This window comes from Mesorhizobium cantuariense, assembly GCF_042647205.1.
In the GTDB taxonomy this organism is placed as follows: Bacteria; Pseudomonadota; Alphaproteobacteria; order Rhizobiales; family Rhizobiaceae; genus Mesorhizobium; species Mesorhizobium cantuariense.
Window position 1 is genome coordinate 7,666,470 of the sequence record NZ_JBHRVD010000001.1, and the last position, 24,658, is coordinate 7,691,127.

A 24,658-nucleotide genomic window follows, 5' to 3' on the forward strand; every position below is an offset into this window, starting at 1 on the left:
CATTCGCATCACTTTTCCGGGTTCTTCGGGCTCCATAAAACGGTCTCGGCGCCCTTCTCGTAGGCCATCCCCGAGGGATAGCTGATCGCTTCCAATTGCAGCCCCCAGGGCGCCTGGAAGTAGAGGATGGTCTGGCCGGCGGCGGGCCCTTCGTTGACCGGCAATGGTCCCATCCTTGTCTTGACGCCCTTGCCGTCCAGATAGGCTTTGGCGGCGGCGACATCGTCGACATAGAAGGCGATATGGAAGCCGCCAATGTCGCTGTTCTTCGGCGTCAGGTCCTTCTGGTCGGGCGCGGTGTATTTGAACAGCTCGATGTTCGATCCATAGCCGCAACGCACCATGGTGACCTGCTCGATGACTGCCTTGGGATCGACGCCCAGAAGATCCTGCATGAAGGTGCCCTTGTCGTCGGCGAATGGGCCGAACGACATCGCCTTCTTGCAGCCGACCACTTCGGTGAAGAAGTCGACGGCCTGCTTCATGTCGGGAACCGTGATGCCGGTGTGATCGTGGCCGCGCATGCCCGGGATCGAGCTGGCGGTTGCAATGCCGGCGCTGCTGAGAACAGCAGCGGCGAGCGTTACGTTTCGAGGTATCCTCTTCATGTCAGTCCTCCTCCATTGGCGGGACTTGGGTCTTTGCCGGTCGCACGTCCGAGGCCCGCTTTTCGGCGTGCGGATGCAGTCATGTTGGCGCCTTGGCGACGGCAGGGATGTCCAGCCAGCCCGGGTCGATCTCGGGCAGCGGAATGGCTGCGATCAGGTCGCGCGTGTAGGCCTGCCGTGGATTGTCGAACAAGGCGTCGGTGGCGCTCGCCTCGACGATCACGCCTTCGCGCATGACGATCACTTGCCGGCACAGCCGCCGTATGACAGACAAATCGTGGCTGATGAAAGCGACGGTCAGGCCCATCTCCGCCGCAAGCTTCTCCAGCAGGGTGAGGATCTGCGCTTGCGTCGACACGTCGAGGCCGGAGACGATCTCATCGGCCAGCACGAATTTCGGCGACAGCGCCAGCGCACGCGCAATGCCGACACGCTGGCGCTGGCCGCCAGACAGTTCGTGGCGGTAGCGGCTGGCAAAGCTCTGTGGCAGGCCGACGCGCTGCAGCGCTTCGGCGACGCGATCCTTGAGCCTATCGCCGAGGCCATTCTGCTTGAGCGGCGCGGCGATGATGCTGGCAATGGTGCGGCGCGGGTTGAGCGACGACATCGGATCCTGGAAGATCATCTGCAGATTGCGGCGAAGCGGCCGCAGCTCTGCCTCCGGCAGATGGGTGATGTCGCGGCCGTCGAAGCTGATGCTGCCGGCACTGGGCTCCAAGAGGCGCACCAAAGCGCGGCCGAGCGTCGACTTGCCCGATCCGGATTCGCCGACGATGCCGGTCACCGAGCCACTGGGAAGATCGAAATCCAGGCCTTTCAGGATCTCGGCCAGCGGCGCGCGGCCGATCAGCGGCTTGCGCGTCATGTCGGGCAGCGCGACCTTCAGCCCACGGACGGAAAACAGCGGCTCAGCCATGCGGGCGCCTCCAGGCCTGGTCGGCAGACGCGATCTCGGCGGCAAGCCCGGCGAGTACCGCGTCGTCCACTGGCTTTAGCGAGGCGAAAGGATCGGTGTAGCGTGGCGTCGCCGCCATCAGCGCGCGCGTGTAGGGGTGCTGCGGGGCGGCGAAGAGAGCAGCCGTGTCAGCCTCCTCCACCACCTTGCCGGCATAGAGCACCGACACCTTCTGGCTGATCTTGGCGACGACGCCGAGATCATGGGTGACGAACAGGATCGCCGTGCTGTGCTCGCGCTGCAATTGCACGATCAGCCGCAGGATCTGCTTCTGAACGGTGACGTCGAGCGCCGTGGTCGGCTCGTCGGCCACGATCAGCCGTGGCTCGGCGGCGAAGGCGGCGGCGATCAGCACGCGCTGTCGCATGCCGCCGGAGAGCTCGTGCGGATAGCTTTTCAGCACGCGGTCGGGGTCGCGGATCTGTACCTCGTCGAGCAACTGGCGAATGCGGGTATCGGCCTTTTCGCCACTCCAGCCGAGGATGCGCACCAGCCGGTCGGTCATCTGCGAACCGATGCGGCGCGATGGGTTGAGCGCGGTCAACGGATCCTGCGGGATCAGCGCCGTGCGCGCGCCGATCAGCGTGCGGCGTGCCTTTGGCTGAAGCTTGCCGAGGTCTTCACCTTCAAGCAGCATGTCGCCTTCGACTATGCGCACGCTCGACGGCAGCACGCCGAGCACCGCCTTGCCGATCATCGTCTTGCCGGCGCCGCTCTCGCCGACCAAGGCGCGGACCTCGCCGGGCTGAACCGCAAGCGACACCGAGCGCAGCACGCGCTGGCCGTTCGGCAGCACGGCGCTCAGATCCCTGATGTCGAGGCAGACCGCGCTCATCGCAGCACCGGGTCGAAGCGCGTCTTCAGCGCCTCGCCGAATTGGCTGAACGACAGCACTGTGAGGATCAGCGTGACCAGCGGAAACACCAGCACCCACCAGGCCTGATGGATCGACAGCCGGCCCTCGGCGATGATGCCGCCCCAGGTCGGGTCATCGGTCGAGATCGACAGATTGACGAAGGAGAGGATCGCTTCGACGATGACGGCGATGCCCATTTCCAGGGACAGCAGAGCGACGATCGACGGCACCACATTAGGCAGCACCTCGCGCAGCATGATGCCGATGCGGCCATAGCCGGCGATGCGGGCATTCTCGACATAGTCCATGCGCGACTGGCCCATCGTCTCGGCGCGGATCACCCGGCAGAAGCGCGTCCAGTCGATGATAGCGATGGCGAGGATGACGGAGCTCAAGCCGGTGCCGAGCACGGCAACCAGAAGGATGGCGAACAGCACCGGCGGAAACGCCATCCAGACATCGACGATGCGCGATATGATGCGGTCGGCCCAGCCGCCGAAGTAACCTGCGATCAGCCCCAGCGTCGAGCCGACCAGGCACGCCGCTGACGCTGCGGCGAAGGCGACGATGAAGGCGATGCGGCCGCCGAAGATCAGCCGCGACAACAGATCGCGGCCGAGGCTGTCGGTGCCGAGCCAGTAGCCGGGCTCACCATTCATCCAGAACGGCGGCAGCCGCTCCAGCATCAGATCCTGCGCCAGCGGATCCTGCGGCGCCACCAGCGGCGCGAAGATCGCGGCCAGAAGCGCCAGCAGCAGCCAGCCGCCGGCAAGCCACAAGCGTGGCGACACACCTCGCTTTCGAGCACGTCCCTCATCCATGGCGCAGCCTCGGATTGAGCAGGGCGTACATCATGTCGACGGTGAGGTTGATCAGCACGAACAGCAGCGCGAAGACCAGCACGATGCCCTGTATCAGCGGCAGGTCGCGGTTGATGACGGCATCGATCGCCATATTGCCGAGGCCCTCATAGGAGAACAGCCGCTCGACGATGACTGTGCCGCCGATGAGGAAAGTGAACTGCACGCCGACCAGCGTCAGCGTCGGCAGGGCTGCGTTCTTCAGCGCCTCGCGCAGGATGACCTGCGTTTCGGAGAAACCCTTGACCCGCGCCAGCACGACATAGTCGAGGTCGAGCACTTCCTTCAGCGACTGTTTCAACAGCTGCGAGATGATTGCGGCGAGCGGCAGCGCCAGCGCCACGGCCGGCATCAGCATGTGCTTCAGGAGATCCCAGGTGAGGTCGAGGCGCAGCCGAAGCAAGCTCTCGAACAGATAGAACTGGGTGACGAAGGGCAGGTCGAGCTGCGGCGACACCCGGCCGGAAATGTCGAAGATCGGCACCAGCACGCCGAACAACAAGATCAGCACCAGGCCCCACAGGAAGTCGGGAATGGAAAGCGCCGCACCGCTGGCGATGTCGATGCCGGCCTCGACCGCCGTGCCGCGCTCGCGCGCGCCGATGACCGCCGTCGTGCCGCCGATCGTCACCGCCATCAAAAGCGCGACGATGGCAAGCTCCAGCGTCGCCGGCAGCCGGTTGAAGACGAGACCAAGAACATCCTGCCTGAGCGAGATCGAAGTGCCGAAATCGCCCCTGGCCACGCCGGACAGCCAGATGAAGAATTGCTGCACGATAGTCTTGTCGAGCCCATAGAGCGCGCGCAGCCGGTCGATGTCGGCATCCGTCGCGCCGGGCGGCAGCATCATGGCGATCGGATCGCCGGGCGCGACGCGGATCACGACAAAGACGACAACGGCCACGCCGAACAGCGTGATCAGCATCGTCGCAAGACGGATCAGGAATCGTTGCAGGAGCATTCTGGTTTGGGCCTAATGCGTTTCAGTGACTGATGGAACGAAAACCCCCTCATCCGGCCGCTTCGCGGCCACCTTCTCCCCGAGGGGAGAAGAAGTCGCCAGCGCCGGTGCCTGTCTCTTCTCCCCAGCGGGGAGAAGGTGGCCCGAAGGGCCGGATGAGGGGGCCTGCGCAAGTTGGGAGAAGGCACGCCGTCTTTGCGACGGCGCGCCTTTCTCGCCTGTCTCAGGCCGGGGTCATCAGCGCCGGCAGCAGCGCGCCGGACACATGCTGCACCACGTTGACGCTCTTGGCATGCACGATCGGCTGCGCATACTGCATCAGCGGCAGCACATAGGCCTGCTCGGCGATGTATTTGTCGACCGCCTTCCAGCCGGCGATGCGCTTGGCCTCGTCCTTTTCGCCCCACAGCGGGTTGATCATGTCGATCAGGTCCTGGCTGTCCCACACCGAATGCGGGCTCGGGCCATACATGGCAAAGCCGGTCGAGGTGGTCGGGTCGCCGATGGCGTTGCCCCAGTTGTAGAAGGCGGCCGGCGCAAGCTTGTCAGCGGCGCGCAGCTCGTAGTGCTTGGCGATCTCGTAGACCTCGATCGTCGCCTCGATGCCGACCTTGCGCCACATGCCGACGATCGCCTGGATCATCTCATAGTCCTTGGGCTTGAAGCCCTTGGTCGTCTGGATGGTGAACTTGACCGGCTTTTCCGGCGAATAGCCGGAGGCGGCGAGCAGTTCCTTGGCCTTTTCCGGATTGTGCTCGACCTTGATCGACGCATCATAGGCCTCGTATTCCGGCGTCTCCAGCGTGTCGATCGGCTGGCCGTAGCCGCGCAGCAGGCGGTCGACCAGCAGTTTCTTGTCGATCGACATGACCGCTGCCTGGCGGACGTTCTTGTCCAGCATCGCCTCGATGTCGTTGAAGAAGATCATGCCGATGTCGGAAACGTTCTTGCACGAGCCGGCAAGCCCATCCTTGGCGATCAGGCGGTCATATTCCTCATAGGGGATTTCGAGCGTCACCTGCGAGGAACCGGACTCGATCTCGGCGACGCGGCTCGCCGCGTCGGCGACGAACTTGATCGTCACATTCTCGAAGGCCGGCTTGCCACCCCAGTAATTAGGATTGGCCTTCAGCCGCAGGAAGGCGTTGCGCTCGAATTTTTCGACCATGTATGGGCCGGTGCCGATCGGCGCCTTCTCAAAGCCTTCGGCGCCGACTTTTTCGTAGTAGGCCTTCGGCATGATGTAGCCGGTCAGGAACGACATCCATTTGAAATAGACCGGGTCGAACTGCACGACGTCGCCCGTGATCTTGTTGCCGTCGATCTTGAAGTTGTTGACGTTTTTCCAGACGAACTGGATCGGGTTGCCGGTCTTTTCGTCACCCGCCCGCTGCAGCGACCAGACGACGTCCTCAGCGGTGAAAGGCGAGCCGTCATGCCAGGTCACGCCTTCGCGCACCGTCATATTGATTTTCGTGCGGTCGTCATTCCAGCCCCATTCAGTGAGCAGGCCGGGCGCAAACGACAGGTCGGGCTTTTGCGGGATGAACTGGTCGAACACCGACTGGTAGAGCCCCTGGATCGTCGGGTTGACGGCCGAAGGCCCGGTCGTCGGATCCCAGGAAGGCAGGTTGACGTTGTAGGCGATGGTCAGTTCGCCCGCCGCCTTGGCGATCTGCGGCAGGCCGACGGCCGCCACTCCAAGTGCCGCGGCACTGTATCCAAGCAATTCGCGTCTGTTGATTGTCATGGTCGTTCCCCTTGTTGGTTTTCTGTTTTCCGCGCGCGGCGTCATTGTCTGATCAGTGGGTTCAGGCTCCTGTTCATGCCAGTTGGGCAACCGCGCCTTGCCCTTCCTTCACCCCAAATGCGTTTTCGGCTCTACCTCACGCCAAGCTGTTGTGCGAGCATGTATCCGGAAGCTGCACCGGTGCCGGCGCCCGGCCACGTTGCGGCACCCGTGAGATGCAGATGCGCCACCGGCGTGTTCCAGCCGGCGTATCCGCGCGCCGGCCGGAACAAAAAGTTCTGCGCCAGATGATGGCTGCCGCAGACCTGGTCGCCGCCGACGAGGTTCGGGTTCTCGCGCTCAAGATCGATGGGCGAGAACACAGCCCGGCCGAGGATCTTCTTTCGCAGGCCGGGCGCATAGGTTTCGATGATGTCGAGGACACGATCGGCATAGTTGTCCTTGACCCGATCCCAATGCGCCGGCGCGATCTTGCCGGCCGCATCGCCTGTGATTTCGGCGGGCAGCATGCGCACCTGCACCCACAGCACATGCTTGCCTGCAGGCGCACGCGACGGGTCGATCGCTGTCGGCTGGCCGACGACCAGCACCGGCTCGTCCGGCAGCATACCCGCCATCGCCTGCTGATAGGTGCGCGACATGGCGTCGAGCGACGGCGACAGATGCACATAGGCGAACTGCCGAAGCTCAGGCCCGGCGCGCCAGTCCGGCAAATCGTCGAGCGCCAGATGGATCATCATCGTGCCCGGCGCGTGGCGGAATTGTTGCATCGCCGCGTCGAAGCCGGCGTCGCCCGAACCATTGGGCAGCAATTTGCCGGTCAGCGCCTTGGGCGCGACGCCGGCAATAACCGCCTTGGTGGCGGTATGCGTCTCGCCGGAAGCCAGCCGCACGCCGGTCGCCTTGCCGGCGGAGATCGTGATCTCGGCCACGTCGGCGCCGGTGACGATCTTGCCGCCGGCAGACGTCACCATGCCCGACAACGCCCGGATGATGGTGTCGGCGCCGCCCTTGCCCAGCACCATGCCGAAACTCTGGTTGGCCATCGATTCCAGATAGGGGAACACAGCACCGCCGGCGATATCGGGGGCGAAGTCGAGATGCATGCCCCAGGTGGCGAGCGTTGCCCTGATATGAGGCGACTCGAAATTCTCCTCCAGCCAGGCGCGGGGTGAGGACAGCAGCAGCCGACCGGTCTCGAGCGCGCCGGCAATACCCTTCTTGCGCCACAGGTTCCATGCCGTGCCGGCAAGCGCGCGGCCGCTCATCGGCGATCCCAGCAGCCGGAACAGATGCTCGGCCTCCGCCGGGAAGGCGGCGACCAGTTTGCGCCATGTGGCGGCGTCAGTGGCGGAGAAGGCGGCCATGAGCGTGGCGGTCTTTTCCAGATCATTGCTGACGCCGAACCAGCGGCCGTCCGGAAAGGCGCTGGCGAAACAATCGGCGACGGGCGCGAATTCCAGCCCCTGTGCTTTCAATTCATTTGCATATTTCCGGTGGAAGGCCGAGCCGGCGAACAGGCTCAGATTCATCGCGCCGAAATCGTGGCGGAAGCCGGGAAGGGTGAATTCGCGCGTCTGGACGGCGCCGCCGATTGTTGCGCTGCGCTCGAAAATCCCGGTTTTCCAGCCTTTGAGCGCCAGATGCGCGGCGCATGCCAGACTGTTGTGGCCCGCCCCGACAAAGATGGCGTCGAACTCGCTCACGCCCCGTTCCCATTTCCTTTATGCTTAAAGATAATTGCAGATGCATATGTTTTCGTCTAGTAGGATATTAAGGGCCGAGACGAGCCTTGATCATCATCACGAAAGAGGGAACAGAGACCATGGACACCCAAAAACTCCTCGGCGAAGTCGCCGGCCAGCTTCTTTCAGGCGCCATCAAGGTGGTCGACCTGTCGGCGCCGCTCGGACCCGACACGCCGCTGATCAAGCTGCCGCCGGAGCTTGCAGTCGACACGCCGAAGGTCGAGATCCACTCGATCTCCCGCTATGACAAGAACGGTCCCTGGTGGGCCTGGAACTGGCTGAAGCTCGGCGAGCATTCGGGCACGCATTTCGACGCGCCGCAGCACTGGATTTCCGGCAAGGACTATGCCGACGGCGCCACCGACACCATTCCGACCCAGAACTTCGTCGGCCCGGTCAATGTCATCGACTGTTCGAAGGAAGCCGCCGCCGACCACGACTTCCTGCTCACCGTCGACCACATCAAGGCATGGGAAGCCAAGCATGGCGCCATCAATGCCGGCGAGTGGGTGGTGATGCGCACCGACTGGTACAAGCGCAACGGCTCGGAAGCCGAGTTCCTAAATGCCAACGAAACCGGCCCGCACACGCCCGGCCCGACGGCCGAAGCGATCCAGTTCCTGATCAGCAAGGACATCAAGGGCTGGGGCAGCGAGACGATCGGCACGGATGCCGGCAAAGCCGGCGGCATGGAGCCGCCATTCCCGGCGCACACGCTGATGCACAAGGCCAACCGCTACGGTCTTGCCAGCCTTTGCAATCTCGACCAGCTGCCGCCGAAGGGCGCCATCCTGATTGCGGCGCCGCTCAAGATCGAACACGGCACCGGCAGCCCGATCCGCGCGCTGGCGCTGGTTTCGAAGCAATAGGGCGAGGTTGGGTCTTCGGGAGAAGATCATGCGCGAAGGCGAAACTGGATTGATGAAGTGGCAACCGTGCAGCGGTGGCGCTCTACGGCGCCCCCCTCTGTCCTGCCGGACATCTCCCCCTCAAGGGGGGAGATCGGCTTTCATTGCCATCCTAGCCAATCTCCAAAGTCGCAGGAATGAGCAGAGCGCCGAAGCTGCCAATCTCCCCCCAAGAGGGGGAGATGTCCGGCAGGACAGAGGGGGGCGCCGTAGAGCGCAATTCCACGCGATTGAACTCCACTGCCCGCAGTCCGGGAGCAACCCCCAATGACCGCCCCCGATCACATCATCGTCGGCAGCGGCATCAACGCGCTGGTCTGCGCGGCGATGCTCGGCGGCAAAGGGGCGGGTGTGCTCGTCCTCGAGCGCAACGACCGCATTGGCGGTTGCATGCGCACCGAGGAGATCACCGCGCCCGGCTTTATCCATGACGTGATGGCGACGACCTTCGTGCTGTTTATCACCTCGCCGGCTTTTGCCGCGCTGGGCGCCGACCTCGCGCGGCACGGGCTGGAATTCTGCCACACCGGCACGCCGACCGGCGTGCTGCGGCCGGACGGCAGCCACGCCGTGCTCAGCACCGACCGTGCCGCCAACGTCACCGCCCTCAACGCGATCGCAGCCGGCGATGGTGACAAGCACGCGGATGATGTCGGCGGCATCGAGCGCAATGCCGGCCTGCTGTTCGGTCTGCTCGGCGGCAGCCTGTGGTCCTATCCGACGGCGAAGCTGCTGGCCGGCGATGGCTGGCGGCGTGGCCCGCGCGGCCTTGCCGCCTTCCTCGGCGAGGCACTGGTGCCGGCGCGCGGCTGGCTGGAAAGCACCTACCAGTCCGAAACCATCCGTGCGCTGTGGGCGCCCTGGGTGCTGCATGCCGGGCTTGGTCCGGAAGACGCATTCTCCGGCCAGATCGCCAAAGTCATCGCCTTCGCGCTGGAGGCCGCCGGGGCACCGATCGTCAAGGGCGGCGCAAAGAACCTGCTGGCCGCATTCGAGGCCCTGATCAGGGAACGCGGCGGCGAGATCCGCACCGGCGCCGATGTCGATTCAATCGTCCAGAGCGGTGGCCGCGCGACTGGCGTGCGGCTGGCCTCGGGCGAAACGATCGCGGCCAACAAGAGCGTCATCTGCTCGGTCACCCCGACGCAGCTCTATGATCGGCTGCTTGGGTCTGACGCTTCCAGAGCCGATGTCGAGGCAACGCGGAAATACCGCTACGGCAAAGGCAATTTCCAGATCCATTATGCGCTTAGCAAGCCGCCGGCCTGGCGCGGCGAAGGCCTGGACAAGGTCGCACTGCTGCACCTGACGCCCGGGCTCGACGGCGTCTCAAAAGCCTGCAACGAGGCGGCGCGCGGCATGCTGCCGGAAGTGCCGACCATCTGCGTCGGCCAGCCGCATGAGCTCGATCCGTCGCGCTGTCCGGCGGGCAAGGCGATCCTGTGGCTGCAGCTGCCCGAGGCCCCTCGCCACATCAAGGGTGACACCGCCGGCAAGCTGCATGTACCGGCAGATGGGCAATGGACCGACGCTTTGCGGGAAGCCTATGCCGACCGTGCAGAAGCCATCCTCGCCAGCCACATCGATGGCTTCAAGGACAGCGTCATCGCGCGGCACGCCTATTCGCCGGCCGATCTCGAAGCGATGAACATCAATCTGGTCGGTGGCGATCCCTATGGCGGTTCCTCGACCATCGACCAGTCCTTCCTGTGGCGGCCGTTCAAGATCAGCCGAAACCACCAGACCGGCATCAAGAACCTCTACCATATCGGTGCCTCGACCCATCCGGGTGCCGGCCTTGGCGGTGGCTCCGGCTTTCTCCTGGCGGGGAGGCTGTGATGGAGCAGAAGGTTGCGGAGAAGCGCCAGCGCATTTCGACCTTGGGGCAGATCGGCCTGCAGCAATTCGCGCCCTATCTGATGAACCGCATCATGGGCCGCTACAACGCCACCTTGCGCGACGATTTCCGCAAGCAGGGCCTGACCATTCCGCAGGTGCGCACGCTGGCCGTGCTGTCGGTCACCGACGGCATCACCGTCAACGACCTCTCGGTCTATACCGTCATCGAGCAATCGACCTTGAGCCGCACGCTCGACTCACTGGAGGGCCAGGGCCTGGTGCGGCGCGAGCAGGGCGTCACCGACAGCCGCATCCGCCATGTGTTCCTGACCGACGACGGCCGCGCCGAGTTCGCGCGCGCCTGGCCGGCCATGCATGACGCGTTCGAGGCGATGTTCGACGATGTCGACGACGCCGAATACGCAGCACTGATCGCGACGCTGCAGAAGATGCTGAAGAACATTCGCAAGCACGACATCTAGACCTACGCGCCGCCAATGCCAGGCGATAATGGGCCGGCGGTAACGGAAGGATTGAGAAAATGGCCGAACGGTCTTTTGCCAAGGAAGTCGAAAAACTCCGGCTCGGCGCCGGCGAGGAATTTGCCGGCGAAGGCATCCTCGCCATCACCAAGGCGCTGCTGCAATGCGGCGTCGGCTATGTCGGCGGCTATCAGGGCGCGCCGATCAGCCATCTGATGGACGTGCTGGCCGACGCGCAGGACATTCTGGGCGAGCTCGGCGTGCATTTCGAGGCCAGCGCTTCCGAAGCCACCGCCACCGCCATGCTTGCCGCCTCGGTGCATTACCCCATCCGCGGCGCCGCGACCTTCAAGTCGACCGTCGGCACCAATGTCGCCTCCGATGCGTTGGCCAATCTCGCCTCCGGCGGCGTCACTGGCGGCGCGCTGATCATCGTCGGTGAGGACTATGGCGAGGGCTCCTCGATCATGCAGGAGCGCAGCCATGCGTTCGCCATGAAAAGCCAGGTCTGGCTGCTCGACCCGCGCCCCAACCTGCCGTCGATCGTCAAGGCGGTGGAGGACGGTTTCGAACTGTCGGAGATTTCCAACACGCCGGTCATGCTGCAGGTCCGCATCCGCTGCTGCCACGTCCACGGCCATTTCATCGCCAAGGACAACAAGCGGCCGCCTATGACGGTCGCCGATGCGCTTGACGCACCGCGCCGAGACACTGGCCGCATCGTGCTGCCGCCTGCCTCCTTCCTGCATGAGAAGGAAAAGGTGCAGAAACGTTGGCCGGCGGCGGTCGATTTCATCCGCAAGAACAAGATCAACGAGTTCTTCGGGTCGGATCATGGTTCGGTTGGCATCGTCATGCAGGGCGGCATGTACAATTCGGTCATCCGCGCGCTGCAGCGGCTCGGCCTCGCCGACATTTATGGCGACACCGACGTGCCGCTCTATGTGCTCAACGCCGTCTATCCACTGATCGACGACGAATTCCTGTCCTTCTGCGAAGGCAAGCAGGCGGTGCTCGTGGTCGAAGAGGGCCAGCCCAACTTCATCGAACAGGCCTTCGCCTCGATGCTGCACAAGGCCGGGCGCGGCACCAGGCTGGTCGGCAAGGAGCATCTGCCGATGGCCGGCGAATACACCGGCCAGGTCATGCTCGACGGCATCGGTGCCTTCCTGCGCGCCGAGGCGCCGCATCTGCTGCCGGGCGAGGTGCGTGCCCCCAACAAGGTCGGCGACGGCGTGGATGCCGCCGACCTGATCAACGTCGTGCCGGGCCGTCCGCCGGGCTTCTGCATCGGCTGCCCGGAACGGCCGATCTTTGCCGCGACAAAACTGGTCGAGCAGGAACTTGGCAAGCACCACATCGCCTCCGACATCGGCTGCCATCTGTTCTCGATCATGCCGCCTTTCGAACTAGGCGCCACCACCATGGGTTACGGCCTGGGGCCGGCTTCCGCGTCGGCCTTCAATTCGCCCGACGCCAAGCGCCGCTCCATCTCCTTCGTCGGCGATGGCGGCTTCTGGCACAACGGCCTGACCTCCTCGATCGGCAATGCGGTGTTCAACAAGAACGATGGCGTCATCGTCATCGTCGACAATTTCTATTCGGCCGCGACCGGCGGACAGGACATCCTGTCGTCGCGCGCCGGCAACAAGACGAAGTCGACCAAGCATCCAATCACCGAGGCGGTGAAAGGCATGGGCGTCAAATGGCTGCGCCATGTCGACCGCACCTATGACGTGACCAAGATGCAGGACACGCTGCGCGAAGCGCTGACGACGGAAGAAAAGGGGCCGAAGGTCATCGTCGCCTCATCCGAATGTATGCTCAACCGGCAGCGTCGCGAAAAGCCGCTGGTCGACAAGGCGATCAAGGGCGGCGAGCGTGTGGTAAAACCGAAGTTCGGCGTCGACGAGGACATCTGCACCGGCGACCACGCCTGCATGCGGCTGTCGGGCTGTCCATCGCTGTCGGTGAAGTCGCTCGACGATCCGCTGCGCGACGATCCGGTGGCGCACATCGACCAGAGCTGCGTCGGCTGCGGCAATTGCGGCGAGGTCGCCGATGCGGCGGTGCTGTGCCCGTCCTTCTATCGCGCCGACGTCGTGCACAATCCAAGCCGCTGGGACCGCTTCCTGGAAGCCGCGCGCCGCGCCACCATCGGCCTGTTGCAGCGCCGCCGCGAAAGCCGGCGGCTGACCTTCGCCGATGCTTGACGCTGTTCCGCCATTTCGCCCGAGAGCCGGGGCCGAAGGTGACGAGCGCGTCATCAAGCTTGCCGTGCTGGCGGTCGGCGGCCAGGGCGGCGGCGTGCTGGCCGACTGGATCACCGACGTCGCCGAGCGCAACGGCTTTGTCGCGCAATCGACCTCGGTCGCAGGCGTCGCGCAGCGTACCGGCGCCACCATCTACTATGTCGAGATGGCCCGCGACACCGGCCGGCTACCGGTCTTTGCGCTGTCGCCGTCGCAAGGCGACGTCGATATCCTGATCGCGGCGGAACTGATGGAAGCCGGCCGCGCCATCATCCGTGGCTTCGTCACGCCCGAGCGCACCACGTTGATCGCCTCCTCGCACCGAATCGCTGCTGTGTCGGAAAAAATCGAGCCGGGCGACGGCCGGGCCTCATCGTCCAAAGTGCATGCGACGGCGGAAGCTGCATCGAAGCGCTTCATCGCCTTCGACATGGAAAAGATCGCTGCCGACAATGGCTCGATGATCTCGGCCAGCCTGCTCGGCGCGCTGGCCGAATCCGACGCGCTGCCGTTCTCTCGCGAGAGCTACGAACAGGCGATCAGTGCCGGCGGCCGCGGCGTCAAGGCCAGCCTCGCTGCCTTCGGCGCTGCGTTTGATCGCGCGCGCGGCACGGCAGCGCCGGCGCCGAAGCCCGCCGAGCCCGCGATTGTCGAATCTGCCCTGGGCGCCGGACAGGTGAGTGGCCCGCAAAACCTGCTGCAAGGCTGGCAGGCCTTGGCTGCCCGCATCGATCTGTTGCCCGTGGCAGTCCGCGACATGGGGCTCAGGGGCCTGCGAAAGGTCGTCGACTATCAGGATATCGCCTATGGGCGCGAGTATCTCGACCGGCTGGACAAGGCGCTCGCGCTGGACGGGCCGGACCGCGGCTATGGCTTGTCCATCGCCGCGGCAAAGCATCTGGCCAACGCGCTATGCTACGACGACATGATCCGCGTTGCCGATCTCAAGACACGCTCCACGCGCGACAAACGCGTGCGCCGCGAAGTCGGCGTCAAGGACGGCTCGATCCTTCAGGTCACCGAATATTTCCATCCGCGCATCGAGGAATTCTGCGGCACGCTGCCGGCGGGACTGGGCAGCTACATCGAAAGCCGGCCGAAGCTCGCCGCCTTTCTCGATCGCCGCATCAACCATGGCCGCCGCATCCGCACCGACAGCTTTGCCGGCTTTGCAGCCCTTTGGTTCATCGGCGGCCTGCGCCGCTGGCGCCGCAGCCTGCTGCGCCACAAGGTCGAGGTCGCGCATCTCGATCGCTGGTACGCGCTGGCACTCGACCATGTGCCCCAGGATTACGCACTGGCTGTCGAGATCCTCAATTGCCGCCGCCTGATCAAGGGCTACAGCGACACCCACGTCCGCGCCCAGTCCAAATTCGACCGCGTGCTGTCGGCGCTCGATCTGGTCAACGGCCGAGCCGACGCCGCCGACTGGATCCGCCGCCTGCGCGAGATGGCGCTGAAGGACGAAAAGGGCGACATGCTCGATGGCGCGCTGAAGACCGTCGCGACGCTGGGGCCGGACCCAATCGACAGAGGTATCTAGGGGGCGTCCACGGATTGGAGTGGCGCTAACCTTAACTCCGGGCTGGCCGGCAGGATTGCCCGGTGCGCGCCAGCGCTGACGCGGGGCCACGCATCTGGCCTCGCGACGCTTTGATCAGTAATGGTGCTAGCGGCGCCAGTGATGGTGCGGGTGCCAGCCATAGACCGGAGCGTGCCAGTAGTGGTAGCGCGGGCGCACGATGACGACGCCGTTCGGCACGCAGCGTCCCCAGCGGTTCGGGTGCCAGCCGATGCCGCAACCCCAGCGGACATGCTCGACCAGTGCCGGGGCGGCCGGCTGGGCAACGGACACGATGGGCATTGCGCTGGACGCGGAGGCTGTCACGACAGTTCCACCGATGGCCAGGATAGCGGCTGCTGCATAGTTTTTCAGGCGGCTCATAATTGGACTCCGAGTGCTTTCGATGATGAAGATGGCCGTCCCGCATGGTGCACAGGGCAGGCTTGTCCCTTCTCTTCGTTAAACGGCGTCTCCGGCATTTTCCGTCGGTCGTCATGGTGATTTATTTGGTGCAACGGCGGCGCGGCGTTCCATATGGCGCAGCAATGCCTGTGCCAGCACGCTCCGGTTTTCGGGTGATGTGCTCGCCGCGAAGTCGACAATGGCCTGTTCAAGCCGGGTGCGCACCGTCACGTCGGCGTTGCGTGCCCGCTCCAGGGCCGCCGACACAGCGGCCTTGTCCATGACAGGCTGTTGCAGCAGGTCCGCTGCCTGCTGCCTGGCCTGCTGGCCATCGAGAATGATCTGACGGGACTGCACGCGAACCTGGCGCAGCGCCTCGCGGAACGCCTTGCGATCCTGATCGGGAAGCTGTCGGCCGGCCGATTCCAGCGAGACACCTGTTTTGGCATTTCTCAACCAGACCGCACCACCGACAAATGCGCCGGCAAGAAAGACGTTCAGCACCACGGAAGCGATGACCAGACCACGAACCCAGCGCGCGCTCATAGGCTTTCCTCACCGTTCTCGGCAGCGGGGCCGGCATCGCCAAACGCCGTCACATTGGCATCCAGCACAGTGTGGTCCGGCTGGACCTCGGGCGTGACGATGGTGACCAGGGCCAACCCCGCCACGGCGCCGGCCAAACCAATGCCGGCAAGTCCCAGCCCCAGCCACCAGAATCGCTGACGCTGGCGCTGGACGAGGTGCCGGCCGGCGGCCTGCAGAATGCTGGCGTGCAGGGCTTTGCCGGGGACGTCGACGCGGTAGCTGTCGAGCAGGGTGTCCAGCGTCCCGGCCTGCCTCAAAATGGCCTCGCCCGCTTCGCTTGCTGCAAAGGTCGTGCCGGCCCTCCGTTCAGCCTCGGGCCATCGCCGCAAGTCACCGCCATAGGCCGCCGCCAGGGCGGCAAAGCGCTTGGCATCCATTGCCGGTTCGTTCCTGGAGCCTTCAGCCATGTGTCGTCCCCTTGCGCATAGGTGCCGCATGCCCGCACGGCACAGGGTTGACAGGAACCGAACGCCAGGTGGCGCCTGGAGGGCGCGAGGGCCGTTGCGCATTGGTGCCGGCCCGGTGCTCACTCATCGACGCCCTCCCTGGCCAGGATCGTCTGCAGCGACCGCCGTCCGCGCGCAAGCAGGCTCTCCAGGGCATCGACGCTGATCTGCAAGGTCGCCGCCGCCTCGATGTTGGACATCTCCTGATAGTAGACCAAAACGATTGCTTCGCGCTGGCGCGGCGCGATGCGTTGCAGCGCCTGTTCGATCCGAAGTGCGTCCTCCTGCGGATAAGCGTCGGGATGGGCGGCGGGGTCGACCACGTCCGGCACCTCGTCGGTCACCCATTCGCGGCGCCGGCGCAGCCGATCGTAGCACAGGTTCAGCGTCACCCGGTGGACCCAGCTGTCGAAGCGCGCATTGCCGCGCCGCCAGCCCGCGGCATGACGCCAGATCCGGACAAAGGTTTCCTGCGCGACATCCTCGGCCTCCGCCGTATCGCCAAGCATGCGCACGGCAAGCGCCAAGATGCGCGGCAGCTTGCGCGCGACCAGGGCCTGCACGGCTGCCGGATCGCCGGCGCCGACACGGCGAACCAGCTCCTCGTCCGGATCCGCAGCCATCAGTCGGCGCACTCCCGATGTTCATCGCGCGTCATTGCCTCTTGGTCATTGCTCCGGCTTGGGAGCGGTTTTGTGACCCGGCAGTTCGTCGTCCGTCAGAATGCCGTCGGCATTCTTGTCCAGCCGGGCAAAGCGCTTGGCGAAGAAGGCATCGAGTTCGGCGCGGTCGATGAAGCCGTCATGGTTGGAATCGAGGCGCGCAAAGGATTTGGCAAGGTCGCCCTTGACGTTGCGCTTCGCCTGAAAGGCCTCCCACTCCAGCAGGCCGATCTTGCCGTCGCCGTCCGTGTCGGCCGCCATGATCGCCTTCTCGCGCCGCTTCTGGAATTTGGCGAGCGTGATGTCGGATTTGACCCCCGAGGCGCTTGGTGCGGCGGTCGACGGTGCAGGGGGCGGTGTCGTTGTCTGGGCGAGAGCCGCAACGGCCTGCAAACTCAAGGCAACGACTGAAATCGAACGGCTGATCATGCTGTGCGTCTCGGGGTTGGCGCGTTGCAGACGGCCTGTGCCGCCATCACGCTTCAACCGTTAAACGCGGTGACCCCGAAAATCCGTCGGTCGCGCGTGCTGATCCGCTCGCATCGCGGCAACCGAAGCCGCGTTGGCCGGATCGCTACTCTGATTGGTCGGCCGCAACCAGTTGTTCAGGCTTAAACCCGGCATGCTGCGGGGTCCACACCTCGCCCTCGCGATTGAACCAGTGGCACATATACATGCCCGAGGCCGCGCCATCGCTGATCGTCATCCTGGGGCCTCCGGATTTCAGCTTGACGACGTCTCCGGTCTTGAAATTGTTGGGCATTTTTGACCTCCCATGCTGAGGCCACGAGTTTCACATCAAACCGGGGTCTCGACAATGGCAGATGTGCTTCGCCGGCGTCGCAATCCTTTGCACCAGCGGCGGCGCGGCAGGTGAACGGCACAAATGGAAGAGAAGTGGTGCCGCTTAGGTGACTCGAACACCTGACCCCCGCATTACGAATGCGGTGCTCTACCAACTGAGCTAAAGCGGCCCGGGAGGCCAAGACCTCCAGGATGCGGGGGTGATAGACGCAACCGGCCGCGAATTCAAGATGGGACTTGGCAATTCATGCGACGGCGTCATGCCGCTGTCGAAAGCTGGCCGCGGCGTTGTTTGCCAACCGGTTGCCAAGTCATGCTCCGCGCGGCTAGCACCTTCCTGCGCGTGAAAATCGATGAAGCATGCTGATTTCGTTGCCGGAACAGCGCCGGCATGGACTTTGGACACCTCTCCAAGGCAGAATGCGCCGCTCGCCCGTTGATTGATTGGCCGCCTGCGGCTAACGATCACCGCAAGGTTGGCAAACGTGCAGAGGGACCCGCTTGGACGCGATCGAAAAAGCGATCCGGAACGCCTTGGAGAAAGGCAACGCCGAGGACCGCGCGTTCCGCGAAAGGGTCTATCGCGCGGCTTTTGCCGCGCTTGATCGCGCGCTCCAGGCCAATCCAAGCGTGACCGTGGAAGTCGCCATCAAGCGCCGCAAGGCGATCCAGGCGAAAATCACCGAAATCGAATCCGAGTTCCTGCCGGCGGTGCCGGATGTCGGCCCGCAAGGCGATGCACCGGCGGTTGAGCTTGGCGCGGACTTCGCCCCTGCGGTCGAGACCGGCCAACAAGCAGCGTCCCCCGCTGTCGTCGTTGATGGGCCTGTGCAATCCGCCGCCGATGCGCCGCGCTCTGGCTCAGATGCGCCGCGCTCGCGCGTGCTGCCCGTCGTTCCCGACATCATGCCGGACGCTACCCTTCCCGACGCTCCGTCCATCGACATGTCGGTTCCGGCCTCGGCCGGCGCGGCGACGGAAGTGGCGCCCGATCGCGATGAACGGCGCATAAGGGGGCGTCGTCTGCCGCTGACCGCCATCTTCCTGACCGTGACGCTGCTTGCCGCCGTCGGCATCGGCCTGTTTTTCGCCGTGCAGACGGGCGTGTTCAAGACGCCGGCGCAACTCGACACCGCCCCGCCGCAAGCGCCGCCGACCGTCGACGACGACGATTTCGCACCGGCCGATGGCGGCCCGGCAAAGCCCGGTGCCGCGGACCAGGCGCGCGACTGGATCAACGTGTTTTCGCCGACCGATGCGTCGCATGTCAGCGCGCCGTCGGACGCCAAGGCCGAGGTGATGAAGGACGATACCGGGTCGTTCCTGCGCATCCGTTCCGGCGCGTCCGGTTCGGCGATCAGCTTCGACGTTGGACAAGGCGTTCTTGAGAAGCTCGCCGGCAAACATGCCGTGTTCGACATCATCGCCCGCTCCGAAGAAGGCAAGGAGACGCAGATTTCCGTCGACTGCAATTTCGGCGAACTCGGCGACTGCGGCCGCAAGCGCTACGCGGTCGGCCAGCAGCAGAACGAATATCTGTTCGACGTGCAGTTTCCCGACAAGCGTCCGGGCTCGGCCGGCACGATCGCCGTCAATTCCGACTTCGACAAGCAGGGCAAGGCCGCCGACATCTACGAGATCCGCGTTTCGGTCGAGCCGTAAGCGCGCGGGGCGGTCTAAGGCTTGTTGAGATTCAGGATTCCCCCTGAGCTTGGATTGTGATTCAAGCTTTGGATGGAACGATTTGTGCTGACGGACGCCCAATGGGCGAAGATGGAACCGCATTGCCTGGGCAAACCAACCGATCCCGGACGAAGTGGGGGTGACAATCGCCGCTTCATCGAAGCCTTGCTTTGGATCGTGCGGACAGGAAGTCCGTGGCGCGACCTTCCAGCCTTCTTCGGGAGCTGGAACACCGTTTTCAAACGCTACCGCGATTGGGTCAAAGCCGATGTTTTCATTCGGCTTTTCGAGGCTTGTTCGGACCAGCCGGACATGGAGTACGCCATGGTTGATGCTACCATCGTCAAGGTCCACCGCCATGGACAGGGCGCAAAAGGGGGACTCAAAGCCAGGCCATAGGCCGCTCCAAGGGCGGCATGACCACCAAAATTCTGGCGCTCACTGATGCGCTTGGCAATCCTGTGCGCTTTGTTCTTTTGCCCGGCCAGCGGTTCGATACGGTGGGCGTCGCACCGCTCATCGATGGCGTCTGTTTTGGTGGCTTGATTGCCGACAAAGCGTTCGACAGCAACAGCATCATTGCCGACCTGAATGAGCGCGGCGCCAGGATCGTTATCTCACAGCACTCACGTCGTACTTTTCCCCTGCCACTCGACAAGGAACTCTACAAATGGCGCCACCTGATCGAGAACTTCTTCTGCAAACTCAAGGAATTCAAGCGTATCGCCATGCGAGCCGATAAAACCGATCAGAGCTTCGCTGCCTTCATCAATCTCGCAGCCGCCGTCATAAACTCACGCTGAATCTCAACAAGCCTTAGAGCAATTCCAGGAAAAGTGTGAAACGGTTTTCCGTCCGGAGTTGCGTCAAAACAAAGAGCTAGAGCGCTTCGCCGTTTCCGTGAAACGGTGAATTGCTCTAGCGGTCGAGCAGCGCCTGCAGCGTCTCGATGCGGTCGGCCTCGTTGGCCGGCTTGTCCCAGCGCAGCCGTGAAATGCGGGGAAAGCGCATGGCGACGCCGGATTTGTGCCGGGTCGAGCGATTGAGCCCTTCGAAGGCGACTTCCAGCACCAGGCCGTTGTCGCGGTCGGCCCGCACCGAGCGCACCGGGCCGAAACGCTCGACCGTGTTGTCGCGGACATATTTGTCGATCTGCTTCAGCTCCTCGTCGGTGAAGCCGAAATAGGCCTTGCCGACCGGCACCAGTTCCTCCGCGCCTTGCGCGCCGGACCAGACGCCGAACGTATAGTCCGAATAGAAGCTGGAGCGCTTGCCATGGCCGCGCTGCGCATACATCAGCACCGCGTCCACCGTATGCGGATCGCGCTTCCACTTGAACCAGGGGCCTTTCGGCCGGCCGGCGACATAGGGTGAGTCCCAGCGCTTCAGCATCACACCTTCGATGATTGGATGCAGCGGTGCCCGCCGCAGTCCCTCCAGCGCCTGCCAGTCCGTGAATTCGACGAATGGTGACAGATCGAAACGGCTCGGGTCGAGCGTCCCGGCGAAGCTTTCGAGGCGGCCGCGCCGCTCGCGAAACGACAGCGCGCGCAAATCCTCGTCGCCGATCTGCAGCAGATCGTAGCAGCGCATGAAGGCCGGATACTGCTGCTGCATCCTCAGTGTCACCGTCTTGCGGTTCAGCCGCTGCTGCAGATCCGAGAACGTTCCCGTTGCCTCCTGGGGATCGCCGACCAGCAACTCGCCGTCCAGCGTCGCGGAAAAATGCATGGCATCGGCGAGGTCGGGAAAGGCGCCGGAAACATCGTCACCGGTGCGCGAATAGAGCCGGCGGATGCCGCCTTCGGCCACTGCCTGGACGCGGATGCCGTCCCATTTCCATTCGGCGGCATAATCGGCCGGATCGAGCTTTTCGAGATCGCCCTCACCGACCGGGTTCGACAGCATCACCGGGCGAAACAACGCCAACGCTGTATTCCTGGGCTTTTCAGCCATGCCTTCCAACCACGCGAACAGTGTCGTGTAGGGCGGCGACAGCCCGTGCCAGAGTTCCTCGATCTCGGCGATTTCGACCTTGCCGAAATCCGCCAACGCCTGTTTGGCCAGCCGCGCCGACACGCCGATGCGCAGCCCGCCGGTGACCAGCTTGATGATGGCAAAGCGCGCCGAGATGCCGGCGCTGTCGAGCAGCCCTGCCAGCACCTTCGGCCCGTCGGAGCGGCTTGCCGCCTGCAGTTTGGCCACAACCTCGCCAAGTGTCGGCTCGCGGTTCGGGATGTTTCCCGGCGTTTGCGGCCAGACCAGCGACACCGTCTCGGCCAAATCGCCGACATAGTCGTAGGAATAGCCGAACAGCACCGGATCCATGCGCTCGGTGACCAGCGTGCGCAGCATTGCCGGCTTGACCGCAGCTATGTTGAGGTCACCGGTGATGGCAGCCAGCGCCAGCCCGCGATCGGGGTCCTCCACAGTGCGGAAATAGTCGGTCAGCAAGGTCAGCTTGCCGTTGCGCGACGGCGTCAGCACCAGGCGGTCGAGAAGTTCGGCGAAGCGGTTCATGGTGAGGTAAGTCTCGCCAACGGGCGAGCGCCGCGTTCTGTCGCGCCCCCCTCTGTCCTGCCGGACATCTCCCCCTCAAGGGGGGAGATTGGATGTCTCCACTGCTTTCGCCAATCTCCAACGTCGCGAGAATGAGCGCAGCGTCGAAGCAGCCAATCTCCCCCCTGGAGGGGGAGATGGCCGGTAGGCCAGAGGGGGGCGCCGTAGGGCGCTGCATCAACTATTGTTCTGGACACGCTCAATCGCCCTCGTCCTCGTAGCCAACCAGATGCAGCGGTCGTGCTGCAATGCCTTCGAGTTCGCACCAGCGCACCAGCGCCTCCTCGCGGCCATGCGTCACCCAGATCTCCTCGGCTCCGGTCTCCTTGATGGTGGCGGTCAATTCGTCCCAGTCGGCATGGTCCGAGATGATCAGCGGCAGTTCGACACCGCCTTGCTTGGCGCGCTGGCGAATGCGCATCCAGCCCGACGCGAAGCACGAGATCGGATCGGGAAAGCGCCGCGCCCAGCGGTCGGCGAAGACCGACGGCGGGCCGACGACGATGGCGCCCGCGAAATCTTGGCCGCCGCCTTCCACCGTTGCCGGTTCGAGGGTGCCCAAGTCGATGCCCTGACTCTGGTAGTACTCGCTGAGTTTGGCCAGTGCGCCATGGATGTAGAGCGGCCGGTCGTAGCCGGCGTCTCGCAACAGCCGCATCACCCGCTGCGCCTTCCCCAACGCATAAGCGCCGACCAGATGCGAGCGCTCGGGGAACTGCGCCGCCGATTTCAGCAGGCGGGCGATCTCTTGCGCGTCGGGTGGATGGCGAAACACCGGCAAGCCGAAGGTCGCTTCGGTGATGAACACATCGCACTGGATCGGCTCGAATGGCGCGCAGGTCGCGTCCCTCTGCCGCTTGTAGTCGCCGGAAGCGACGATGCGCGTGCCCTGATGCTCGACTGATATCTGCGCCGAGCCCAGCACATGGCCGGCCGGATGGAAGCTGACGTTGACGCCGTTGAGGGCAATCGTCTCGCCCAGCCGTGCCGCCTGCGTCGTGTCGGCAAAATGCTCGCCATAGCGCAGGCCCATGATGTCGAGCGTCTGCTGCGTCGCCAGCACCGAGCGGTGGCCGGAACGCGCGTGATCGGAATGGCCATGCGTGATCAGCGCCCGGTTGACCGGCCGCACCGGGTCGATGAAGAAATCGCTCGGCGGGCAATAGAGGCCCTCGGGCCGGGGGTGAAGCAGGTCGCTGGCGCGCATGATCCCCAAGATAGGATATAATTCCGCTGCGGGAAGCCTGTTGTAAGTGACTGCTGACTCCCGCATACAGCACCGCCGGCTCGATCCGCCGGCAGGACCCATCGCCATGAAACCGCTTCAGGCCTCGTCCGGCGACTTGAACGCCGATCGCCGTGCCGATTATGCCGAGATGCTGCATGCGGATGGCGATCATGCGGCAGCTGCGGAATTGCTGCTCGGTGCGCTGGAAATGACGCCGCAATGGGCGATGGGCTGGTTTCGCCTCGGAGAGATGCAGCAGGCGGCGGGCGCGGCGGATCTGGCCGCGCAGGCCTGGACGATGTCGCTGCAACTCGATCCATCGGATCATCAAGGCGCTGCACTGAACCTGCAATTGATCGGCAAGGCGCCGGCGGTCGATGCGCTCCCCAGTGCCTTCGTCGAGACACTGTTCGACCACTATGCCGAGAGCTTCGATGAATCGCTGGTCGACAGACTGGGCTACCGGCTGCCTGAGTTGCTTGACCAGGCCATTCGAACGGCAAGGCCGGGCCGCTTCCCGCTGGCGCTGGATCTCGGCTGCGGCACCGGCCTGATGGGGCAGAGGCTGCGGCCGATCGCCGACCGGCTGGAGGGGTATGACATCTCGGCCAGGATGCTGAAGCAGGCGCGCGCCAAGGGCGTGTATGATTTCCTTGATAAGGCCGATCTGCGGGATTTTTCCTATGCTGGTCCGAAAGCCGATCTGGTGACGGTGGCCGACGTCTTCATTTATGTCGGCGCGCTGGGTGGCGTTGTGAAGACGATTGCGGGCTTGCTGGCCAAGGATGGCCTGTTCGCCTTTTCTGTCGAGAGGCTGGCCGGCAACGGCGATTTTGTCTTGCAGCCATCGCGCCGCTATGCGCACGCGCAACACTATGTGGGTGACGTCCTGGCTGCCAACGGATTCTCGGTCCTGTCGCTGGAAACAACCGTGATCCGGCAGGACCGGCGGGAACCCGTCAACGGGCTGGTCGTTGTGGCAAGCAAGCTGCCGGCGAGTTGAAGCTGCGCGCTCGCCGGCCTCACAGACATGCTGCGAAAAAGTCCGATTTGCATGCGCGACTGATATTTGCGATCTGGTCGCATCAGGGCGGGATATCAGGAGGAGCATAGTCGATGCGCTGGAACATGATTGTCTTGGCATCTTGCCTGCTGACCGCCGGCTGCGTCGGCGGTAGCTCGATGTCGGAACGGCAGGACGCCAACATCCAGTCCTCCCTGCAGTATGACAGCGTGCCGTGCGACCAGTTGCTGGCGCAGCGCAACGGGATGGCGCAGCAATACAACCTGCCGACGAAGGCCAAGCCGACCTTCTCCAATCCGGCGATGGGCTTCGGCCCGTTCACGCCTGACATGCGCTCCAAGGCCAAGCGCGACACCGACAAGGCGAGCGGCGAGATCGATGCCATGAACCGGTCGATCGATCGCCGCGAATGCGGCCAGCCGGACAAGCAGAAGAAGCTCGCTCTGCCTGGTTAGAGCAATTCCAGGAAAAGTGTGAAA

At 64.3% G+C, this 24,658-nt stretch carries 24 protein-coding genes, 1 tRNA gene and 1 pseudogene; 9 read left to right on the forward strand and 17 right to left on the reverse strand.

The genetic code is table 11. The features are described from left to right. Nucleotides 1–8: 8 nt before the first annotated feature. The 8 genes and pseudogenes from ACFOJ9_RS37325 to ACFOJ9_RS37355 all read right to left on the reverse strand — a co-directional run bounded on the left by ACFOJ9_RS37325 (nucleotide 9) and on the right by ACFOJ9_RS37355 (nucleotide 7,696). Nucleotides 9–608: a VOC family protein gene (locus ACFOJ9_RS37325; RefSeq protein WP_378986940.1), complete on the reverse strand. Its 600-nt coding sequence runs from the start codon at nucleotides 606–608 to the stop codon at nucleotides 9–11. A gap of 79 nt (nucleotides 609–687) precedes the next feature. Then, nucleotides 688–1,524, reverse strand: a complete 837-nt coding sequence (locus ACFOJ9_RS37330) for an ATP-binding cassette domain-containing protein (RefSeq protein ID WP_378986942.1) — start codon at nucleotides 1,522–1,524, stop codon at nucleotides 688–690. Then, entirely contained in the window at nucleotides 1,517–2,398 is an 882-nt protein-coding gene (locus ACFOJ9_RS37335; RefSeq protein ID WP_378986944.1) for an ABC transporter ATP-binding protein, read from the reverse strand. The genes ACFOJ9_RS37330 and ACFOJ9_RS37335 overlap by 8 nt, the downstream gene beginning before the upstream one ends. Next, nucleotides 2,395–3,240: an ABC transporter permease gene (locus ACFOJ9_RS37340; protein ID WP_378986946.1), complete on the reverse strand. Its 846-nt coding sequence runs from the start codon at nucleotides 3,238–3,240 to the stop codon at nucleotides 2,395–2,397. The genes ACFOJ9_RS37335 and ACFOJ9_RS37340 overlap by 4 nt, the downstream gene beginning before the upstream one ends. Next, a complete protein-coding gene (locus tag ACFOJ9_RS37345; protein ID WP_378986948.1) occupies nucleotides 3,233–4,240 on the reverse strand; it encodes an ABC transporter permease in 1,008 nt (335 codons plus the stop codon). Before ACFOJ9_RS37345 ends, ACFOJ9_RS37340 begins: the two co-directional genes overlap by 8 nt. 58 nt (nucleotides 4,241–4,298) lie before the next feature. Further along, nucleotides 4,299–4,405: pseudogene (locus ACFOJ9_RS38875) on the reverse strand (endonuclease domain-containing protein); the annotation flags it as partial. A 58-nt stretch (nucleotides 4,406–4,463) separates the two neighbouring features. After that, nucleotides 4,464–5,990 (reverse strand): ABC transporter substrate-binding protein, encoded by a 1,527-nt coding sequence (locus ACFOJ9_RS37350; protein WP_378986950.1) that lies wholly within the window; start codon nucleotides 5,988–5,990, stop codon nucleotides 4,464–4,466. Between the two features lie 131 nt (nucleotides 5,991–6,121). Next, nucleotides 6,122–7,696: a phytoene desaturase family protein gene (locus ACFOJ9_RS37355; RefSeq protein WP_378986952.1), complete on the reverse strand. Its 1,575-nt coding sequence runs from the start codon at nucleotides 7,694–7,696 to the stop codon at nucleotides 6,122–6,124. 119 nt (nucleotides 7,697–7,815) lie between these two features. Here ACFOJ9_RS37355 and ACFOJ9_RS37360 point away from each other — a divergent pair, with 119 nt between their 5' ends. The 5 genes from ACFOJ9_RS37360 to ACFOJ9_RS37380 all read left to right on the forward strand — a co-directional run bounded on the left by ACFOJ9_RS37360 (nucleotide 7,816) and on the right by ACFOJ9_RS37380 (nucleotide 14,762). Continuing rightward, nucleotides 7,816–8,607 carry a cyclase family protein gene (locus ACFOJ9_RS37360; RefSeq protein ID WP_378986954.1) on the forward strand — a complete coding sequence of 264 codons (792 nt, stop codon included), beginning with the start codon at nucleotides 7,816–7,818 and terminating at the stop codon, nucleotides 8,605–8,607. A gap of 306 nt (nucleotides 8,608–8,913) precedes the next feature. After that, nucleotides 8,914–10,485: a phytoene desaturase family protein gene (locus ACFOJ9_RS37365; RefSeq protein ID WP_378986956.1), complete on the forward strand. Its 1,572-nt coding sequence runs from the start codon at nucleotides 8,914–8,916 to the stop codon at nucleotides 10,483–10,485. Beyond that, nucleotides 10,485–10,967 (forward strand): MarR family winged helix-turn-helix transcriptional regulator, encoded by a 483-nt coding sequence (locus ACFOJ9_RS37370; protein ID WP_378986958.1) that lies wholly within the window; start codon nucleotides 10,485–10,487, stop codon nucleotides 10,965–10,967. The genes ACFOJ9_RS37365 and ACFOJ9_RS37370 overlap by 1 nt, the downstream gene beginning before the upstream one ends. Before the next feature lie 59 nt (nucleotides 10,968–11,026). Further along, the gene (locus tag ACFOJ9_RS37375) at nucleotides 11,027–13,180 is read left to right on the forward strand and encodes a thiamine pyrophosphate-dependent enzyme (protein WP_378986960.1); all 2,154 of its coding nucleotides are present in this window, start codon (nucleotides 11,027–11,029) and stop codon (nucleotides 13,178–13,180) included. Beyond that, the gene (locus ACFOJ9_RS37380; RefSeq protein WP_378986962.1) at nucleotides 13,173–14,762 is read left to right on the forward strand and encodes an indolepyruvate oxidoreductase subunit beta family protein; all 1,590 of its coding nucleotides are present in this window, start codon (nucleotides 13,173–13,175) and stop codon (nucleotides 14,760–14,762) included. The genes ACFOJ9_RS37375 and ACFOJ9_RS37380 overlap by 8 nt, the downstream gene beginning before the upstream one ends. A 126-nt stretch (nucleotides 14,763–14,888) precedes the next feature. Here the strand turns inward: ACFOJ9_RS37380 and ACFOJ9_RS37385 are convergent, their stop codons facing one another. The 7 genes from ACFOJ9_RS37385 to ACFOJ9_RS37415 form a co-directional block, all read right to left on the reverse strand. Beyond that, nucleotides 14,889–15,164 carry a GCG_CRPN prefix-to-repeats domain-containing protein gene (locus tag ACFOJ9_RS37385; RefSeq protein WP_378986964.1) on the reverse strand — a complete coding sequence of 92 codons (276 nt, stop codon included), beginning with the start codon at nucleotides 15,162–15,164 and terminating at the stop codon, nucleotides 14,889–14,891. A gap of 111 nt (nucleotides 15,165–15,275) precedes the next feature. Then, the gene (locus tag ACFOJ9_RS37390; protein ID WP_378986966.1) at nucleotides 15,276–15,731 is read right to left on the reverse strand and encodes a periplasmic heavy metal sensor; all 456 of its coding nucleotides are present in this window, start codon (nucleotides 15,729–15,731) and stop codon (nucleotides 15,276–15,278) included. Continuing rightward, on the reverse strand, nucleotides 15,728–16,180 hold the full coding sequence (locus ACFOJ9_RS37395) for a hypothetical protein (RefSeq protein ID WP_378986968.1): 453 nt from the start codon (nucleotides 16,178–16,180) through the stop codon (nucleotides 15,728–15,730). Before ACFOJ9_RS37395 ends, ACFOJ9_RS37390 begins: the two co-directional genes overlap by 4 nt. A gap of 119 nt (nucleotides 16,181–16,299) precedes the next feature. Continuing rightward, the gene (locus tag ACFOJ9_RS37400; RefSeq protein WP_378986970.1) at nucleotides 16,300–16,842 is read right to left on the reverse strand and encodes an RNA polymerase sigma factor; all 543 of its coding nucleotides are present in this window, start codon (nucleotides 16,840–16,842) and stop codon (nucleotides 16,300–16,302) included. Nucleotides 16,843–16,887: 45 nt separating this feature from the next. After that, complete coding sequence (locus ACFOJ9_RS37405; protein WP_378986971.1) at nucleotides 16,888–17,310, reverse strand: EF-hand domain-containing protein; 423 nt, start codon at nucleotides 17,308–17,310, stop codon at nucleotides 16,888–16,890. Nucleotides 17,311–17,455: 145 nt separating this feature from the next. After that, nucleotides 17,456–17,644 (reverse strand): YodC family protein, encoded by a 189-nt coding sequence (locus ACFOJ9_RS37410; protein ID WP_378986973.1) that lies wholly within the window; start codon nucleotides 17,642–17,644, stop codon nucleotides 17,456–17,458. Nucleotides 17,645–17,779: 135 nt separating this feature from the next. Next, nucleotides 17,780–17,855: transfer RNA gene (locus ACFOJ9_RS37415), tRNA-Thr, on the reverse strand. Nucleotides 17,856–18,186: 331 nt separating this feature from the next. Between ACFOJ9_RS37415 and ACFOJ9_RS37420 the strand changes: the two genes are divergently transcribed. Together ACFOJ9_RS37420 and ACFOJ9_RS37425 are read left to right on the forward strand one after the other, a co-directional pair. Beyond that, nucleotides 18,187–19,347, forward strand: a complete 1,161-nt coding sequence (locus tag ACFOJ9_RS37420; protein ID WP_378986975.1) for a hypothetical protein — start codon at nucleotides 18,187–18,189, stop codon at nucleotides 19,345–19,347. Nucleotides 19,348–19,419: 72 nt separating this feature from the next. Then, nucleotides 19,420–20,171 (forward strand): IS5 family transposase gene (locus ACFOJ9_RS37425; RefSeq protein WP_378986977.1). Its coding sequence is split into 2 segments (ribosomal slippage): nucleotides 19,420–19,750 and nucleotides 19,750–20,171, totalling 753 coding nucleotides; the frame shifts between segments, so codons are not numbered across the junction. A gap of 115 nt (nucleotides 20,172–20,286) precedes the next feature. Here ACFOJ9_RS37425 and ACFOJ9_RS37430 read toward each other — a convergent pair. Together ACFOJ9_RS37430 and ACFOJ9_RS37435 are read right to left on the reverse strand one after the other, a co-directional pair. Beyond that, on the reverse strand, nucleotides 20,287–21,888 hold the full coding sequence (locus ACFOJ9_RS37430; protein WP_378986979.1) for a cisplatin damage response ATP-dependent DNA ligase: 1,602 nt from the start codon (nucleotides 21,886–21,888) through the stop codon (nucleotides 20,287–20,289). A gap of 238 nt (nucleotides 21,889–22,126) precedes the next feature. Next, a complete protein-coding gene (locus tag ACFOJ9_RS37435; protein WP_378986981.1) occupies nucleotides 22,127–23,134 on the reverse strand; it encodes a ligase-associated DNA damage response exonuclease in 1,008 nt (335 codons plus the stop codon). Nucleotides 23,135–23,240: 106 nt separating this feature from the next. On the opposite strand from ACFOJ9_RS37435, the gene ACFOJ9_RS37440 reads away from it, so the two are divergent. Together ACFOJ9_RS37440 and ACFOJ9_RS37445 are read left to right on the forward strand one after the other, a co-directional pair. Continuing rightward, nucleotides 23,241–24,158 (forward strand): class I SAM-dependent DNA methyltransferase, encoded by a 918-nt coding sequence (locus ACFOJ9_RS37440; protein ID WP_378986983.1) that lies wholly within the window; start codon nucleotides 23,241–23,243, stop codon nucleotides 24,156–24,158. A 113-nt stretch (nucleotides 24,159–24,271) separates the two neighbouring features. Further along, nucleotides 24,272–24,634, forward strand: a complete 363-nt coding sequence (locus ACFOJ9_RS37445; RefSeq protein WP_378986986.1) for a hypothetical protein — start codon at nucleotides 24,272–24,274, stop codon at nucleotides 24,632–24,634. Nucleotides 24,635–24,658 lie beyond the last annotated feature (24 nt).